The 17,609-nt window shown below is 60.4% G+C and carries 15 protein-coding genes and 1 other RNA gene; all 16 read left to right on the forward strand.

Translation table 11 applies throughout. The annotated features are described in order from the left end of the window. The first annotated feature begins 77 nt into the window (after positions 1–77). The 16 genes from rnpB to ftsZ all read left to right on the forward strand — a co-directional run bounded on the left by rnpB (position 78) and on the right by ftsZ (position 17,500). Positions 78–435, forward strand: an RNA gene (rnpB, locus tag QRN20_RS09570) — RNase P RNA component class A. A gap of 306 nt (positions 436–741) precedes the next feature. Next, positions 742–1,197 carry a division/cell wall cluster transcriptional repressor MraZ gene (gene mraZ / locus QRN20_RS09575; RefSeq protein ID WP_004881513.1) on the forward strand — a complete coding sequence of 152 codons (456 nt, stop codon included), beginning with the start codon at positions 742–744 and terminating at the stop codon, positions 1,195–1,197. A gap of 2 nt (positions 1,198–1,199) precedes the next feature. Then, on the forward strand, positions 1,200–2,141 hold the full coding sequence (gene rsmH, locus QRN20_RS09580) for a 16S rRNA (cytosine(1402)-N(4))-methyltransferase RsmH (protein ID WP_080922308.1): 942 nt from the start codon (positions 1,200–1,202) through the stop codon (positions 2,139–2,141). Then, positions 2,138–2,431, forward strand: coding sequence for a cell division protein FtsL (gene ftsL / locus QRN20_RS09585; protein ID WP_004881511.1), 294 nt, complete (start codon positions 2,138–2,140; stop codon positions 2,429–2,431). Before rsmH ends, ftsL begins: the two co-directional genes overlap by 4 nt. After that, a complete protein-coding gene (locus QRN20_RS09590; protein WP_161987312.1) occupies positions 2,431–4,158 on the forward strand; it encodes a peptidoglycan D,D-transpeptidase FtsI family protein in 1,728 nt (575 codons plus the stop codon). Before ftsL ends, QRN20_RS09590 begins: the two co-directional genes overlap by 1 nt. Beyond that, entirely contained in the window at positions 4,158–5,621 is a 1,464-nt protein-coding gene (locus QRN20_RS09595) for a UDP-N-acetylmuramoyl-L-alanyl-D-glutamate--2,6-diaminopimelate ligase (RefSeq protein WP_029243300.1), read from the forward strand. The genes QRN20_RS09590 and QRN20_RS09595 overlap by 1 nt, the downstream gene beginning before the upstream one ends. Then, a complete protein-coding gene (locus QRN20_RS09600; RefSeq protein WP_096767552.1) occupies positions 5,614–6,984 on the forward strand; it encodes a UDP-N-acetylmuramoyl-tripeptide--D-alanyl-D-alanine ligase in 1,371 nt (456 codons plus the stop codon). Before QRN20_RS09595 ends, QRN20_RS09600 begins: the two co-directional genes overlap by 8 nt. Then, positions 6,984–8,066, forward strand: a complete 1,083-nt coding sequence (mraY, locus tag QRN20_RS09605; RefSeq protein ID WP_025996294.1) for a phospho-N-acetylmuramoyl-pentapeptide-transferase — start codon at positions 6,984–6,986, stop codon at positions 8,064–8,066. The genes QRN20_RS09600 and mraY overlap by 1 nt, the downstream gene beginning before the upstream one ends. A 5-nt stretch (positions 8,067–8,071) precedes the next feature. After that, positions 8,072–9,418 carry a UDP-N-acetylmuramoyl-L-alanine--D-glutamate ligase gene (gene murD / locus QRN20_RS09610; RefSeq protein ID WP_122440187.1) on the forward strand — a complete coding sequence of 449 codons (1,347 nt, stop codon included), beginning with the start codon at positions 8,072–8,074 and terminating at the stop codon, positions 9,416–9,418. After that, positions 9,415–10,629, forward strand: coding sequence for a putative lipid II flippase FtsW (gene ftsW, locus QRN20_RS09615; protein WP_004881505.1), 1,215 nt, complete (start codon positions 9,415–9,417; stop codon positions 10,627–10,629). Before murD ends, ftsW begins: the two co-directional genes overlap by 4 nt. Further along, positions 10,619–11,689 carry an undecaprenyldiphospho-muramoylpentapeptide beta-N-acetylglucosaminyltransferase gene (murG, locus tag QRN20_RS09620; RefSeq protein ID WP_122425466.1) on the forward strand — a complete coding sequence of 357 codons (1,071 nt, stop codon included), beginning with the start codon at positions 10,619–10,621 and terminating at the stop codon, positions 11,687–11,689. The genes ftsW and murG overlap by 11 nt, the downstream gene beginning before the upstream one ends. Then, positions 11,682–13,142, forward strand: a complete 1,461-nt coding sequence (gene murC / locus QRN20_RS09625; RefSeq protein ID WP_122754793.1) for a UDP-N-acetylmuramate--L-alanine ligase — start codon at positions 11,682–11,684, stop codon at positions 13,140–13,142. Before murG ends, murC begins: the two co-directional genes overlap by 8 nt. Next, positions 13,139–14,098 (forward strand): D-alanine--D-alanine ligase, encoded by a 960-nt coding sequence (locus QRN20_RS09630; RefSeq protein WP_122754792.1) that lies wholly within the window; start codon positions 13,139–13,141, stop codon positions 14,096–14,098. Before murC ends, QRN20_RS09630 begins: the two co-directional genes overlap by 4 nt. A gap of 3 nt (positions 14,099–14,101) precedes the next feature. Further along, the gene (locus QRN20_RS09635) at positions 14,102–14,965 is read left to right on the forward strand and encodes a cell division protein FtsQ/DivIB (protein WP_029243293.1); all 864 of its coding nucleotides are present in this window, start codon (positions 14,102–14,104) and stop codon (positions 14,963–14,965) included. Positions 14,966–14,979: 14 nt separating this feature from the next. Then, the gene (gene ftsA / locus QRN20_RS09640; protein ID WP_004881500.1) at positions 14,980–16,236 is read left to right on the forward strand and encodes a cell division protein FtsA; all 1,257 of its coding nucleotides are present in this window, start codon (positions 14,980–14,982) and stop codon (positions 16,234–16,236) included. A gap of 76 nt (positions 16,237–16,312) precedes the next feature. After that, a complete protein-coding gene (gene ftsZ, locus QRN20_RS09645; RefSeq protein WP_004881499.1) occupies positions 16,313–17,500 on the forward strand; it encodes a cell division protein FtsZ in 1,188 nt (395 codons plus the stop codon). Positions 17,501–17,609 lie beyond the last annotated feature (109 nt).

A 17,609-nucleotide genomic window follows, 5' to 3' on the forward strand; every position in this document is an offset into this window, starting at 1 on the left:
TTTTCAATGGCTCACACAGGCCGCGCAAGCTTTTAAAGCTTGTTCTCGATGGCGTGTGCCGCTAACCTTGTCGGCGGAGAGTCGATTGGACAGTCGCTGCCTCTTGTTGTTCCGCAACAAGGGGGGGAGGAAAGTCCGGGCTCCATAGGGCGGAGTGCCAGGTAACGCCTGGGAGGCGCGAGCCTACGGAAAGTGCCACAGAAAATAACCGCCTAAGCACTTCGGTGCCGGTAAGGGTGAAAAGGTGCGGTAAGAGCGCACCGCACGTCTGGCAACAGTTCGTGGCAAGGTAAACCCCACTCGGAGCAAGACCAAATAGGGTTCCTAGGCGTGGCCCGCGCTGGAACCGGGTAGGTTGCTAAAGACGTCCAGTGATGGCCGTCGTAGAGGAATGACTGTCCTCGACAGAACCCGGCTTACAGATCGACTCTCCACCTTTTTCTCCCCTTCGTTTTTCAGCAGCAAAATCCCTTCGTAAGACCAAAAAAATCTTAAACCTCACAAATCACTTTAACTTCAAGCCCTAGCGGATTGAGTTGAGTGGGATTCGTCCGTCAGAACCTTCCGTAATTTAGCTAAAACCCTCCAATACCACTCCTAAATCTGCGAAATGTAAGGCTTTTCCTTGAGAGCGTGCCTTGACGGTGTGGCAGGCGCATTCCTATAGTGTGCGCAAGTGGCAGAAAGTGGCACGAAGTGGGTTTTTTGAGCGCAAAAAGCTAATATTTGGAGAATGCGCCTGTGTTCCGTGGTGCCAACGCGATCAATCTCGATGCCAAAGGCCGTCTCGCCATGCCGAGCCGGTATCGCGACGAGTTGGATTCGCGTAGCGCCGGCCAGTTGATCGTGACCATAGATGCCGTTGACCCCTGCTTGTGTCTTTATCCGCTGTCCGAGTGGGAACTGATTGAAGCCAAACTTCGTGAGCTCGCGACGTTTCGTGAAGAAAACCGCCGTTTGCAACGGCTTTTGATTGGTAATGCAGTCGATCTGGAGCTGGATGGCAGCGGACGTTTTCTGGTTCCTCCGCGTCTTCGCGAATATGCCAAGTTGGATAAGCGCGTAATGCTCGTGGGGCAACTCAACAAGTTTCAATTGTGGGACGAGGACGCCTGGAACGCACTTGCTGATGCGGACCTTGCTGCCATTCAACAACCTGGCGCGATGCCTGATGAATTACGTGACCTGATCCTGTGACTATGAATAGCGGCTTTACCCACATCACCGTACTGCTCGAAGAAGCCGTGGAGGCTCTCGCGTTGCGCGCGGATGGCTGCTATATGGACGGAACGTTCGGTCGTGGCGGGCACAGTCGACTCATCCTCAGCCACCTCGGTCCTGATGGCCGGCTGCTCGGGTTTGACAAGGACCCTCAAGCGATTGCCACGGGGCAAACGCTAGCGGCCGAAGACGGCCGCTTTGTCATTGTGCAGCGCAGCTTTGCCGAATTGGGATCCGAAGCTCAAGAACGGGGTCTTGCGGGCAAAGTGAGCGGCATCCTGCTGGACCTGGGTGTGTCCTCCCCGCAACTTGATGACCCTGAGCGCGGCTTCAGTTTCATGAATGACGGTCCGCTGGACATGCGTATGGATCCGACGCGTGGTGTCAGTGCGGCCGAGTTCATCGCCACGGCACCTGCCGAAGAAATCGCCCGGGTCTTCAAGGAATACGGTGAAGAGCGCTTCGCCAAACGTATGGCCAACGCCGTGGTACAACGCCGCGAAGTCCAACCTTTCGAGCGCACTGCCGACCTCGCAGAAGTCCTCAAGGTTGCCAACCCTGCCTGGGAAAAAGGCAAGAATCCTGCGACGCGCGCCTTTCAGGGGCTGCGTATCCATGTCAACAACGAACTGGGCGATCTTGAAGCGGGCCTCGAAGCTGCCCTGGACGCGCTGGAAATCGGCGGCCGTCTGGTGGTCATCAGTTTTCACTCGCTGGAAGACCGCATCGTCAAACTGTTCATGCGCAAGCTCGCCAAGGGCGAAGCCGATAACATGCCGCGCAACCTGCCGATCCAGTACAAGGCGTTCGAGCCGAAGATCCGCATTCACGGCAAGGCCCAATTTGCATCGGACACCGAAACCAAAGCCAATCCACGCTCGCGCAGTGCTGTCATGCGCGTAGCGGAGAAGCTCAGGTGAGCCGTCTTTTCCTGAAACCCTTGCCCGGTGGCAGCTTCATTATGCTGCTGCTGTTCATCGCCGTCCTCGTTTCGGCGATTGGCGTTTCCTATAGCGCGCATTTGAACCGTCAATTGCTCAACTCGCTGTATTCGGAAATGAGCGTGCGCGACAAGGCACAGGCCGAGTGGGGCCGCCTCATCCTTGAACAAAGCACCTGGACAGCCCACAGCCGTATCGAGCAGTTGGCGACCGAACAATTGAAAATGCGCATTCCCAATGCGGCCGAAGTACGGATGGTGGCGCCATGATGAAGCTTGACGGCGCACTTTACCCGTGGCGTTTTCGGGTTGTCGTGGGACTACTGGTCAGCCTGGTGCTCGCCATCTGCTGGCGCATCGTCGATCTGCAGGTCATCGACCATACGTTCCTGAAGGAACAGGGAGATGCGCGCAGCCTTCGTCACATCCCCATTCCGGCTCACCGTGGTCTGATCACCGATCGTAACGGCGAGCCTCTGGCTGTCAGTACGCCTGTCACGACGCTGTGGGCCAACCCGCGCGAAATGCAGCAGGACAAGTCCAAGTGGCCGATGCTCGCTGCTGCCATGGGGCAGGACCTCAAGGCACTGACCGAGCGCCTCGATGCCCAGGCCACCAAGGAATTCATCTATCTGGTCCGCGGTTTGACACCTGAACAAGGTCAGTCGGTACTTGATCTCAAAGTCCCCGGTGTCTACGGCATCGAGGAATTTCGTCGTTTCTACCCGGCAGGCGATGTGACCGCCCACATGGTCGGCTTTACCGACCTGGACGATCATGGCCGCGAAGGGGTCGAACTGGCTTATGACGACTGGCTTGCCGGAGTGCCCGGCAAGCGGCAGGTCATCAAGGACCGGCGAGGCCGACTGATCAAGGACGTACAGGTGACCAAGAACGCCAAGGCCGGCAAGACCTTGGCTTTGTCTATTGACCTGCGTCTGCAATATCTGGCGACCCGTGAACTGCGCAATGCCATCGTCGAAAACGAGGCCAAGGCAGGCAGTCTGGTGATCATGGACGTCAAGACCGGCGAAGTGCTGGCGATGGTCAACCAGCCGACCTACAACCCGAACAACCGCCGCACCATGGTGCCGGCCGCCATGCGTAACCGGGCGATCATCGACGTGTTCGAGCCGGGTTCGACCATGAAGCCGATTTCGATGACCGCCGCGCTGGACAGCGGTCGCTGGAAACCGACCGACAAGGTCGAGGTGTATCCGGGCACGCTGCAGATCGGCAAATACACCATCCGCGATGTGACCAAGACGGAAGGCCCGGTGCTTGACCTCACCGGCATCCTGATCAACTCCAGTAACGTCGGCATGAGCAAGGTCGCGTTCGATGTGGGCGGTGAATCGATTTTCCGTGCGATGCAGCGCGTCGGCTTCGGTCAGTACACCGGCCTGGGTTTCCCGGGCGAACGTGTAGGGAACCTGCCGAACTATCGCGAATGGCGCAAGGCTGAAACCGCCACGCTGTCCTACGGCTACGGCCTGTCGGTCACCGCGTTGCAGCTGGTGCACGCCTATGGCGCGCTGGCCAACAACGGCCGCATCGTGCCTTTGACCATTTTGAAAAGTGACGCAGCGCCGACAGCGGTTCAAGCGATTCCGGAAGCGACCGCCAAGACGGTGCAAGGCATGTTGCAACAAGTGATCGAAGACTCCCGTGGTGTGTATCGCGCCCGTGTGCCGTCCTATCACGTCGGCGGCAAGAGCGGTACGGCGCGCAAGACGTCCATCGGCACCAAGGGTTACGCCGAGAATTCCTACCGTTCGCTGTTCGCCGGATTCGGTCCGATGAGCAACCCTCGCTACGCCATCGTTGTGGTGATCGACGAGCCGAGCAAGGGCGGTTACTACGGCGGCCTGGTTTCGGCCCCGGTATTCAGCAAGGTCATGTCCGGCACGTTGCGTTTGATGAACGTTTCTCCCGACAACCTCGCACCTGAGCAGGTCAACACTGCCCCGGCAGTCGTCAAAGGAGGGCGTGGTTGATGGCTTTTAATCTGAGCAAGCTTTTCGCTCACACCGACCGTGATGCATTGATTCGCGAGTTGACGCTGGACAGCCGTAACGTGCGTCCGGGCGATCTGTTTCTGGCAATCCCTGGCCTCAAGGTCGATGGGCGTGCGCACATCGCCGACGCGCTCAAGCGCGGCGCAGCCGCCGTTGCCTATGAAGCCGAAGGCTCGACCGTGTTGCCGATCACCGATGTGCCGTTGATTCCGGTCAAGGGCCTGGCGGCGCAGCTGTCTGCCATCGCCGGACGTTTCTATGGCGATTCGAGCCGCAGTCTGAATCTGGTCGGCGTAACCGGCACCAACGGCAAGACCAGCGTTACTCAGCTGGTTGCCCAGGCGCTCGATCTGCTGGGTCAGCACTGCGGCATCGTCGGCACGCTGGGCACCGGCTTTTATGGCGCGCTGCAAAGCGGACGTCACACCACGCCAGACCCGATTGCCGTTCAGGCCACACTTACTGACCTGAGAAAGGCCGGTGCTCGCGCTGTTGCGATGGAAGTGTCGTCCCACGGTCTCGATCAGGGTCGTGCGACTGCGCTGGCCTTCGATGTGGCGGTGCTGACCAACCTGTCCCGTGACCACCTTGACTACCATGGCACCATGGAAGCTTATGGCGCGGCCAAGGCGAAGCTGTTCGCCTGGCCTGATCTGAGTTGCCGGGTCATCAATCTGGATGACGAATTCGGTCGCGCGCTGGCGGCAGAAAAGCAGGAGTCGCGGCTGATTACCTACAGCCTGCTGGACAGCTCGGCTTATCTGTACTGCCGCGACGCGAAGTTCGACGACGATGGCGTGCGCGCCACGCTGGTGACCCCGCAAGGTCAACATTTCCTGCGCAGCAGCCTGTTGGGTCGCTTCAATCTGAGCAATGTCCTGGCTGCGGTCGGCGCCTTGCTCGGTCTGGATTACGCGCTGGACGAAATTCTCAAGGTCCTGCCAAAACTGGAAGGTCCGGTCGGGCGCATGCAGCGTCTGGGTGGTGCCGACAAGCCGCTGGTGGTGGTCGACTACGCCCACACGCCGGATGCGCTGGAAAAAGTTCTCGAAGCCTTGCGCCCGCACGCGAAGGGCCAGCTGTTGTGCCTGTTCGGCTGTGGCGGCGACCGCGATCGCGGCAAGCGCCCGCTGATGGCCGAGGTCGTCGAGCGTCTGGCCGACGGTGTTCTGGTCACCGACGACAACCCTCGTACAGAAGCACCGTCGCAGATTTTCGATGACATCCGTGGCGGTTTCAGCACGGCGGATAACGTGAATTTCGTTGAAGGTCGCGGTCAGGCCATCGCGCAACTCATTGCCAGTGCCAAGGCCGACGACGTCGTTGTGCTGGCTGGCAAGGGGCACGAGGACTATCAGGAAATCGACGGCCAGCGTCACGCATTCTCGGATCTGGAAGAAGCTGCCAAAGCGTTGGCCGCATGGGAGCCTGCGCATGCTTAAGCCATTGACCTTCAGCGAACTGGTTGCACCGCTCGATGCCCGTCTGGTTGGCAACGATTGCAGCTTTGACGGTGTGAGCACCGACAGCCGTGCGATTGTGCCGGGCCAGCTGTTCATCGCACTGACCGGTCCGCGTTTCGACGGTCATGAATACCTCGATCAAGTCGCTGCCAAGGGCGCTGTCGGTGCGCTCGTCGAGCGCGAAGTGCCGGATTCGAAGCTGCCGCAACTGGTCGTGCTGGACACCCGCAAGGCACTGGCGCAACTGGGTGCGATGAACCGTAATGCGTTTGTTGATCGTCCGGTAGCGGCGGTCACTGGTTCCAGCGGCAAAACCACGGTCAAGGAAATGCTCGCCAGCATTCTGCGCACGCGCGGCCCCGTTCTCGCGACCCGTGGCAATCTGAACAATGAGCTGGGCGTGCCGTTGACCCTGCTGGAACTGGGCGCCGAGCATACGTCTGCAGTCATCGAACTGGGCGCATCGCGTGTCGGGGAAATCGCTTTCACCGTTAGCCTGACCAAGCCGCACGTCGCCATTCTCACCAATGCGGGCACGGCCCATGTTGGCGAGTTCGGCGGTCCTGATCGCATTGTCGAAGCCAAGGGCGAGATCATCGAAGGTCTCGATGCCAACGGCACGGCGGTTCTGAATCTCGACGACAAGGCGTTCCCGATCTGGCAAGCACGTGCCGGTAAAAGCAAGGTCCTGACGTTTGCACTGAACAACGAAGCAGCGGATCTGCATGCCAGTGAGCTGACTCGCGACGAGCGCGGCTGCCCGGGCTTCACGCTGCACAGTCCGTCAGGCTCCGCGCAGGTACAACTGAATCTCTTGGGCACGCACAATGTGACCAACGCACTGGCCGCCGCAGCCGCTGCCTGCGCGCTGGGCGTCAGCCTGGACGGCATCGTCGAAGGCTTGAACAACGTACAGCCGGTCAAGGGCCGCGCCGTACCGCACATCGCCAGCAATGGCATGCGCGTGATTGATGACACCTACAACGCCAATCCGTCTTCTGTGAATGCCGCCGTTGATCTGCTGACCAGCTTTGCAGGACGGACCGTTCTGGTGCTGGGCGACATTGGCGAGCTGGGCGAATGGGCCGAGCAGGGCCACCACGATGTGGGCGCTTACGCTGCTGGCAAGGTCTCGGCGCTGTATGCCGTCGGCCCGCTGATGACCCATGCGGTCAGCGCCTTTGGCCCGCACGCACGTCATTTCATCACTCAGGCCGAGCTGATCGAAGCGCTGGGCGCTGAGCAAGACAAAAACACCACTTTATTGATCAAGGGCTCGCGTAGCGCTGCGATGGAAAACGTCGTGGCTGCTTTGTGCGGTTCTAGCCTGGAGAAACATTGATGCTGCTGCTGTTGGCTGAGTTCTTACAACAGTTCTACAAAGGCTTCGCAGTCTTTCAGTACCTGTCGCTGCGCGGGATCCTTGGCGTGCTCACTGCGCTGACGCTGTCGCTGTGCCTGGGTCCGTGGATGATCCGCACCTTGCAGATGCGTCAGATCGGCCAGTCCGTGCGCAACGACGGTCCGCAGTCGCACCTGTCCAAGTCGGGCACGCCCACCATGGGCGGCGCGCTGATTCTTTCTTCCATCGGCATCAGCACCTTGTTGTGGGCTGACTTGAGCAACCGCTATGTCTGGGTCGTGCTGCTCGTCACCTTCCTGTTCGGTGCCATCGGCTGGGTCGACGATTACCGCAAGGTGATCGAGAAGAACTCCCGTGGCCTGCCGAGTCGCTGGAAGTATTTCTGGCAATCGGTGTTTGGCCTCTGCGCCGCGATCTTCCTTTATACGACCGCGCCGTCGGCGACCGAAACCACATTGATCGTACCGATGCTCAAGGACGTCCGTATCCCGCTGGGCATAGGCTTCGTGGTGCTCACCTATTTCGTGATCGTCGGCTCCAGTAACGCGGTGAACCTCACCGACGGCCTGGACGGTCTGGCGATCATGCCGACCGTGATGGTGGGTGGCGCGCTGGGCATCTTCTGCTACCTGTCCGGCAACGTGAAATTCGCTGAATACCTGCTGATCCCTTACGTACCGGGGGCGGGTGAACTGATTGTGTTCTCCGGGGCACTGATCGGGGCGGGACTGGGGTTCCTCTGGTTCAACACCTATCCGGCCCAGGTCTTCATGGGCGACGTCGGCGCGCTGGCGCTGGGCGCTGCACTGGGCACCATGGCCGTGATCGTCCGTCAGGAAATCGTCCTGTTCATCATGGGCGGCATCTTCGTGATGGAAACCCTTTCAGTGGTCATTCAGGTTGCGTCTTTCAAACTGACCGGTCGCCGGGTTTTCCGCATGGCGCCCATACACCACCACTTTGAACTCAAAGGCTGGCCCGAGCCACGCGTGATCGTCCGTTTCTGGATCATCACCGTGATTCTCGTGCTGATCGGCCTTGCCACGCTGAAACTGAGGTAGAGCGAGTGTCCCTGATCGTTTCCGACCGCTTCCGCATTGTCGTGGGTCTAGGCAAAAGCGGCATGTCCCTAGTTCGCTTCCTGGCGAACCGGGGCGTGTCCTTTGCCGTGGCCGACACGCGGGAGAATCCGCCGGAACTGGCGACCTTGCGCCGGGATTACCCGCAGGTGGAAGTGCGTTGTGGCGAGCTGGACGTGGAATTCCTCTGCCGTGCCGACGAAGTCTATGTCAGCCCCGGTCTTGCCCTCGCGACGCCTGCCTTGCAGCAGGCGCAGGCGCGTGGCGTGAAGATGGCTGGCGATATCGAGCTGTTCGCGCGTTACGCCAAGGCCCCGATTGTCGCCATCACCGGCTCCAATGCGAAAAGCACTGTGACGACGCTGGTAGGCGAGATGGCAGCAGCGGCAGGCAAGCGCGTCGCCGTGGGCGGCAACCTAGGTACTCCGGCGCTTGATCTGCTCAGCGATGACGTCGAGTTGTACGTGATGGAGCTGTCCAGCTTTCAACTGGAGACCACCGATCAGCTCAACGCTGAAGTGGCGACCGTGCTGAATATCAGCGAAGACCACATGGACCGTTACAGCGGTCTGCCTGCGTATCATCTGGCCAAGCACCGGATCTTCCGTGGTGCGCGGCAGGTGGTGGTCAACCGTCAGGATGCGTTGTCCCGTCCATTGATTGGCGAAGGTTTGCCGTGCTGGACCTTCGGCCTGAACAAGCCTGATTTCCATGGCTTTGGTCTGCGCGAAGAGAACGGCGAAAAGTATCTGGCTTTCCAGTTCGAAAACCTGATGCCGGTTCGCGATCTGAAAATGCGCGGCGCGCACAACCACGCAAACGCGCTGGCAGCTCTGGCGCTGGGCCATGCGGTCGGCCTGCCATTCGATGCCATGCTTTCGGCGCTGCGTGAGTTCTCGGGTCTCGAGCACCGCTGTCAGTGGGTCCGTGAGCTGAACGGCGTTCATTATTACAACGACTCCAAGGCCACCAACGTGGGCGCCGCACTGGCTGCCATCGAAGGCTTAGGCGCAGACATTCCGGGCAAGCTGGTGCTGATTGCCGGTGGCGACGGCAAGGGCGCCGATTTCAGCGGTTTGCGTGCTGCCGTTGCCGCGCATTGCCGCAGCGTCGTGTTGCTGGGGCGTGACGCCGAACGACTCGCTCAGGCATTGGGCGACGCTGCACCGCTGGTGCATGTCGACACCCTGCAGGCTGCCGTCGAACGCAGTGCCGGACTGGCTCAGGACGGCGATGCCGTTCTGCTGTCCCCGGCCTGCGCCAGTCTGGACATGTTCAAGAATTATGAAGAGCGCGGACGAGTGTTCGCGCAGGCAGTGGAGTGCTTGTCATGATCTTCGGTGTGATCAAGCCGTATCCATCGCCCCTGATCAGCGGACGGGGCATCGACCTCGACTTCCCGATGCTGGTCGGTTGCCTTGCCTTGCTGGGCCTCGGTCTGGTGATGATCACCTCCGCGTCGTCGGAGGTTGCCGCGGTGCAGTCGGGCAACACGCTGTACATGATGACCCGTCACCTGGTGTACCTGTTGATCGGCCTTGGCGCCTGCGGCGTGACCATGATGATCCCGGTCGCCACCTGGCAGCGCCTGGGCTGGCTGATGCTGCTCGGCGCGTTCGGCTTGCTGCTGATGGTGCTGGTGCCGGGTATCGGACGCGAGGTCAACGGGTCCATGCGCTGGATCGGATTTGGCGCGTTCAACGTGCAGCCGTCCGAGATCGCCAAGGTCTTCGTGGTGATCTTTCTGGCCGGTTACCTGATTCGTCGTCAGCAGGAAGTGCGCGAAAGCTGGATGGGCTTCTTCAAGCCGTTCATCGTGCTGCTGCCCATGGCCGGTCTGTTGCTGATGGAGCCTGACTTCGGTGCAACCGTCGTGATGATGGGCGCTGCGGCCGCGATGCTGTTCCTTGGCGGCGTAGGGCTGTTCCGCTTCTCGCTGATGGTCGTGCTGGCCGTCGCCTCGGTGGTGGTGCTGGTTCAAGCCCAGCCTTACCGGATGGCGCGTCTGACCAACTTTACCGACCCGTGGGCCGACCAGTTCGGTTCCGGCTACCAGCTGACCCAGGCGCTCATCGCCTTCGGTCGGGGCGAATGGTTCGGTGTCGGTCTGGGCAACAGCGTCCAGAAACAATTCTATCTGCCGGAAGCGCATACGGACTTCGTGTTCTCTGTGCTCGCTGAAGAACTGGGTGTCGTGGGTTCGTTGCTCACGGTTGCGCTGTTCCTGTTCGTCAGTATTCGTGGCATGTACATCGGTATGTGGGCAGAAAGGGCCAAACAGTTCTTCGGTGCCTACGTTGCCTACGGTCTTTCTTTCCTGTGGATCGGCCAGTTCCTGATCAACATCGGCGTGAACGTCGGTCTGTTGCCGACCAAGGGGCTGACCTTGCCGTTCCTGAGTTACGGCGGCAGCTCGTTGGTGATCTGCTGTGCCAGCCTTGGGCTGCTGCTGCGCATCGAATGGGAATCGCGCAACAACATGGGCAGTGAAGAGGCCGAGTTCAAAGAGAGCGACTTCGCCGAGGAGACGCCTCATGGACGCTAACGTGCTGATCATGGCGGGCGGCACCGGCGGGCATGTGTTCCCGGCGCTGGCCTGCGCCCGCGAATTCCAGTCGCGCGGCTACAAGGTTCACTGGCTGGGCACCCCGCGCGGTATCGAGAACGAACTGGTGCCTCAGGCAGGGCTGACCCTGCACCTGATCAATGTCACCGGCTTGCGTGGCAAGGGACGTCTGTCCCTGCTCAAGGCACCGCTGATGTTGCTCAAGGCATTGATGCAGGCCCGCAAGGTGGTGCGTGAGCTCAAGCCTGTGTGTGTGGTCGGCTTCGGTGGCTATGTCACAGGTCCCGGTGGTCTTGCCGCGAAGCTGGCAGGCGTGCCCTTGATCATTCACGAGCAGAACGCTGTAGCCGGCACTGCCAACCGCAGTCTTGCGTCGTTCGCCAGTCGAGTGTGCGAGGCGTTCCCGGACACCTTCGCGGCCTCGAATAAACGCCGCACGACCGGCAACCCGGTGCGTGTCGAGCTGTTTCTTGAAACGCCGCGTCAGGCCCTGGCCGGTCGCAAGGCACGCCTGTTGGTGCTGGGCGGCAGCCTGGGTGCCGAGCCGCTGAACAAGCTGCTGCCCGAAGCGCTGGCGCAATTGCCTGTGGATATCCGTCCTGAAGTGTTCCATCAGGCGGGCAAGAATCACGACGAAATTACCGCCGAGCGTTATCGCAACGTGGGCGTCGAGGCGCAAGTGGCGCCGTTCATCCAGAACATGGCTCAAGCGTACAGCTGGGCCGATCTGGTGGTCTGCCGCGCAGGCGCACTGACCATAAGCGAACTGGCCGCCGCAGGCCTGCCGTCGCTGCTGATCCCGTTGCCCCATGCGATCGATGACCATCAGTCCCGTAACGCTGATTATCTGGCCCGCGAAGGCGCAGCCTTTGTCATGCCGCAAGCGACAACTGGCGTAGCCGAGATGGCTGCACGCCTGAAAGAGGTTTTGATGCAACCCGAACAATTGAACAGCATGGCCCGCACGGCACGTCGCCTGGCCAAGCCCGATGCAACCAATACCGTGGTCGATGTCTGTGTGGAGGTGGTCAATGGTTGAGAGTCAACGCGCCATGCCGCAACCTGAAATGCGCCGCATCCGTCGCATCCACTTCGTCGGTATCGGCGGTGTCGGCATGTGCGGCATTGCCGAGGTGCTACTGAACCTGGGCTACGAAGTGTCGGGTTCCGACCTCAAAAGCTCTCCAGTGACCGAACGTCTCGAATCGTTCGGCGCGCAGATTTTCCTCGGCCATCGTGCCGAGAACACCGTGGGTGCCGATGTGCTGGTTGTGTCCAGTGCGGTCAATACCTCCAACCCGGAAGTGGCTACCGCCCTGGAACGTCGTATTCCGGTTGTGCCACGCGCCGAGATGCTGGCCGAGCTGATGCGCTATCGCCATGGCATCGCGGTGGCCGGTACCCACGGCAAGACCACCACCACCAGCCTGATCGCTTCGGTGTTCGCGGCCGGTGGCCTCGACCCGACGTTCGTGATCGGTGGTCGTCTGAACGCGGCGGGCACCAATGCCCAGCTGGGCACCAGCCGTTATCTGATCGCCGAAGCCGACGAAAGCGATGCCAGCTTCCTGCACCTGCAGCCGCTGGTCGCTGTGGTCACCAACATCGACGCCGATCACATGGCGACCTACGAAGGCGACTTCAACAAACTGAAGAAAACCTTTGTCGAATTCCTGCACAACCTGCCGTTCTATGGGCTGGCAGTGATGTGCATCGATGATCCTGTGGTTCGTGAAATCCTGCCGCAGGTCAAGCGTCCGATCCTGACCTACGGTTTCAGCGAAGAAGCCGATGTGCGCGCAATCAACGTGCGCCAGGACGGCATGCTGACGTTCTTTACCGTGTTGCGTCGCGACCGCGAGCCGCTGGATGTGTCCGTGAACATGCCGGGCAATCACAACGTGCTCAATTCGCTGGCGACCATTGCAATCGCGACCGACGAAGGCGTGAGTGACGAAGCCATCGTTCAGGGCCTGTCGGGCTTTCAGGGTGTGGGCCGTCGCTTCCAAGTGTATGGCGAACTGCCGGTCGAAGGCGGCAACGTGATGCTGGTCGACGACTACGGTCACCACCCACGTGAAGTCGCTGCGGTGATCAATGCTGTGCGCGGTGGCTGGCCGGATCGTCGTCTGGTCATGGTTTACCAGCCGCACCGTTTCAGCCGGACCCGTGATCTGTACGACGATTTCGTGCAGGTGCTGGCCGACGCCAACGTGCTGTTGCTGATGGAAGTCTACCCGGCCGGTGAAGAACCGATCCCCGGTGCGGACAGCCGCAACCTGTGCCACAGCATTCGTCAGCGTGGTCAGCTTGATCCGATCTACATCGAGCGTGGCGTTGAGCTGGCACCGCTGGTCAAGCCGCTGCTGCGCGCCGGCGACATCCTGCTGTGTCAGGGCGCGGGCGACATTGGTGGTCTGGCTCCGCAATTGCTCAAGAGTCCGCTGTTCGTCGGCGCAAAAGTGGCTTCAACCGAAGGTAAGCTGAAATGACAGCCGTCGCCCCGTCTTCCCTGCGCTCGACACTCGAGCCGAAAAGCTTCGGCCGCGTTGCCGTGCTTTTTGGCGGCAAGAGTGCCGAACGGGAAGTGTCCCTGAAATCCGGACAGGCAGTGCTTGAGGCATTGCAGTCTGCCGGTGTGGATGCGTTCGGCATCGACGTGGGCGACGGTTTCCTGCAACGACTGGTGAATGAAAAGATCAACCGGGCGTTCATCGTGCTGCACGGTCGCGGCGGCGAAGACGGCACCATGCAAGGGCTGCTGGAGTGCCTGGAAATCCCCTATACCGGCAGCGGCGTACTCGCTTCTGCTCTGGCGATGGACAAGCTGCGCACCAAGCAGGTCTGGCAGAGTCTGGGCCTTGCAACGCCTTTGCACGCGGCACTCGTCAGCGAGCAGGATTGTATTTCCGCCGCGACGGAACTGGGCTTCCCTTTGATCGTCAAACCGGCCCATGAAGGCTCAAGTATCGGTATGGCTAAAGTGACCAGCGTCGACGAATTGATCGCCGCCTGGAAAGCCGCCAGTACCTACGATTCGCAAGTGTTGGTCGAGCAGTGGATTCAGGGGCCGGAGTTCACTGTGGCTTCTCTGCGTGACCAAGTGCTCCCGGTCATCGGCCTGGGCACTCCCCACAGTTTTTACGACTACGACGCCAAGTACCTGGCTTCCGATACCCAGTACCGGATTCCATGCGGGTTGAGCGACGAGCGTGAGCAGGAACTCAAACAACTGACAGCACGCGCCTGCGAAGCCATTGGCATTGCCGGCTGGGCGCGCACGGATGTCATGCAGGACGCGCAAGGCAAGTTCTGGCTGCTGGAAGTCAATACGGTGCCGGGCATGACCGATCACAGCCTGGTTCCGATGGCGGCGCGTGCTGCGGGTCTGGATTTTCAGCAACTGGTGTTGGCGATTCTGGCCGACAGCGTTCAGGCGAGGGCTTAAGGCATGAACGCTTCGGCACGCCATCAGCCTCCAGCACCGAACCGCAAGCCGGTGCCTCGTGGCGCCAGCCGGATGGTGGCCAAGGAGCCGCTGTCTGCGCGTATGCCAAAACCGAACTTCAGTTTCCTGAAGCGTCTGTTCTGGCCGGTGATGCTGGTCGTGCTGGGTTTTGGTACGTACGAAGCGGCGCTGCGGATCATGCCGTATGCCGACCGCCCGATCACCCGCATCAATGTGCAGGGCGATCTGAGCTACATCAGTCAGCAGGCCGTGCAGCAGCGGATTGCACCGTTCGTGGCGTCGAGCTTTTTCAAGATCGATCTGGCCGCCATGCGCACTGAGCTTGAACAGATGCCATGGATTGCACACGCCGAAGTCAGACGTGTGTGGCCGGACCAGGTGGTGATTCGCCTGGAAGAGCAGCTGCCCGTTGCCCGTTGGGGTGACGAGTCGCTGCTGAACAACCAGGGGCAGGCTTTCACGCCGCGTGAACTGTCCAATTATGAACATCTTCCCCAGTTGTTCGGCCCGCAGCGGGCCCAGCAGCAGGTGATGCAGCAGTACCAGGTGTTGAGTCAGATGTTGCGCCCCATGGGCTTCTCCATCGTGCGCCTGGAATTGCGCGAGCGTGGCAGCTGGTTCCTGACAACAGGTGCCGGTAGTGCTGGGCCGGGTATCGAGTTGTTGCTGGGACGCGACCATCTCGTCGAAAAAATGCGCCGCTTCATCGCGATTTACGACAAAACGCTTAAAGACCAAATCACGAATATTGCGCGCATCGACCTGCGTTACGCCAACGGCCTTGCAGTTGGCTGGCGTGAACAGGCAGCGCCGACGTCGGACAAACCCGCCGTCGCGAAGAATTGATAAGAGGCAGGACCATGGCAAATGTGCAAAGCGGCAAAATGATCGTCGGGCTGGATATCGGTACCTCCAAGGTGGTGGCACTGGTAGGCGAAGTCGCGGCCGATGGCTCGCTGGAAATCGTGGGTATCGGTACCCATCCCTCCCGCGGCCTGAAGAAGGGCGTGGTGGTGAACATCGAATCGACCGTTCAGTCGATCCAGCGCGCTGTCGAAGAGGCCCAGCTGATGGCTGGCTGCCGCATTCACTCGGCGTTCGTCGGCGTCGCGGGCAACCACATCCGCAGCCTGAACTCCCACGGCATCGTGGCGATCCGCGACCGTGAAGTGAGCTCTGCGGATCTGGAGCGTGTACTTGACGCCGCCCAGGCTGTTGCCATCCCTGCCGATCAGCGCGTGCTGCACACGCTGCCTCAGGACTACGTGATCGACAACCAGGAAGGCGTTCGTGAGCCGCTGGGCATGTCGGGCGTACGTCTGGAAGCCAAGGTCCACGTAGTGACCTGCGCAGTGAACGCCGCCCAGAACATCGAAAAGTGTGTGCGTCGCTGCGGTCTGGAAGTCGACGACATCATTCTGGAGCAACTGGCCTCGGCCTATTCGGTCCTGACCGATGACGAGAAAGAGCTGGGCGTCTGCCTGGTGGACATCGGCGGCGGCACCACTGATATCGCGATCTTCACCGAAGGCGCGATCCGGCACACCGCGGTGATCCCGATTGCGGGCGATCAGGTGACCAATGACATCGCCATGGCGCTGCGCACACCGACCCAGTACGCCGAAGAAATCAAGATTCGTTATGCCTGCGCCCTGGCCAAACTGGCTGGTGCCGGCGAAACCATCAAGGTACCGAGCGTGGGCGACCGTCCACCTCGCGAGCTGTCGCGCCAGGCCCTGGCCGAAGTGGTTGAGCCTCGTTACGACGAGCTGTTCACCCTGATCCAGGCCGAACTGCGTCGCAGCGGTTATGAAGATCTGATCCCGGCCGGCATCGTGCTGACCGGTGGTACCTCGAAAATGGAAGGTGCGGTGGAACTTGCCGAGGAAATCTTCCACATGCCGGTGCGCCTGGGCGTTCCGCATAGCGTCAAAGGGCTCGCTGATGTCGTCCGCAACCCTATCTACTCCACAGGCGTAGGCCTGTTGCTGTACGGGCTGCAGAAACAATCCGATGGCATTTCGCTGTCGGGGATTGTCGGCAACAGCAGTTACGGCGACGAACCCAAGGCTCCTGTGCTTGAGCGTATCAAGCGTTGGGTCCAGGGCAATTTTTAAGCTTCAAAGATTCAAGCTTCAAAACAATAGCGGCAGGCAGTAGGCAAACTAACTAGAGAGCGGAAGGAGAGAGAAAATGTTCGAACTCGTAGACAACGTCCCGCAAAGCCCGGTAATCAAGGTCATCGGTGTAGGCGGTGGTGGCGGTAACGCTGTCAATCACATGGTCAAGAGCAACATCGAAGGCGTGGAATTCATCTGCGCCAACACCGATGCTCAAGCGCTGAAAAACATCGGCGCGCGCACCATTCTTCAACTGGGCACAGGCGTGACCAAAGGCCTTGGCGCTGGCGCCAACCCTGAAGTCGGTCGTCAGGCCGCGCTGGAAGACCGTGAGCGCATTGCAGAAGTCCTGCAAGGCACCAACATGGTCTTCATTACCACAGGCATGGGCGGCGGTACCGGTACCGGTGCAGCACCGATCATTGCCGAAGTGGCCAAGGAAATGGGCATTCTGACGGTCGCAGTCGTGACCCGTCCGTTCCCGTTCGAAGGTCGCAAGCGTATGCAGATCGCCGATGAAGGCATCCGCATGCTGTCCGAAAGCGTCGACTCGTTGATCACCATTCCCAACGAGAAGCTGCTGACCATCCTGGGTAAGGACGCCAGCCTGCTGTCGGCTTTCGCCAAGGCAGACGATGTACTGGCCGGTGCCGTTCGCGGTATCTCCGACATCATCAAGCGTCCGGGCATGATCAACGTCGACTTTGCCGACGTACGTACCGTGATGAGCGAAATGGGCATGGCAATGATGGGCACTGGCTGCGCCAGCGGTCCGAACCGTGCACGTGAAGCGACCGAGGCAGCCATCCGCAACCCGCTGCTCGAAGACGTCAACCTGCAGGGCGCTCGCGGCATCCTGGTCAACATCACTGCCGGTCCTGACCTGTCTCTGGGTGAATACTCGGACGTGGGCAGCATCATCGAAGCGTTCGCTTCCGAGCACGCGATGGTCAAGGTCGGTACCGTTATCGATCCGGACATGCGTGACGAGTTGCACGTGACCGTGGTTGCGACCGGTCTGGGCGCGAAAATCGAGAAGCCTGTCAAGGTGATCGACAATACCCTGCAGACCACTCAGCAGTCCTCGGCTCAGCCAGCGGCCCGTCAGGAAGCCCCTTCGGTCAACTACCGCGATCTGGACCGTCCTACCGTGATGCGCAATCAGGCACACGCAGGCGCCACTGCAGCAGCGAAGATGAACCCTAACGATGATCTGGACTACCTGGACATCCCGGCCTTCCTGCGTCGTCAGGCCGATTGATGAAATGTATCAGGGGTATTAGGGTGATTGGTGTTCAGCAAAGGCATGGTCTGCTATCATCGCCAGCCTTTGTTGATACCAGTTCGCAACTTGCGCTGAAGCGGCCCAT

The organism is Pseudomonas sp. fls2-241-TYG-175 (genome assembly GCF_030209155.1).
GTDB lineage: Bacteria > Pseudomonadota > Gammaproteobacteria > Pseudomonadales > Pseudomonadaceae > Aquipseudomonas > Aquipseudomonas viridiflava.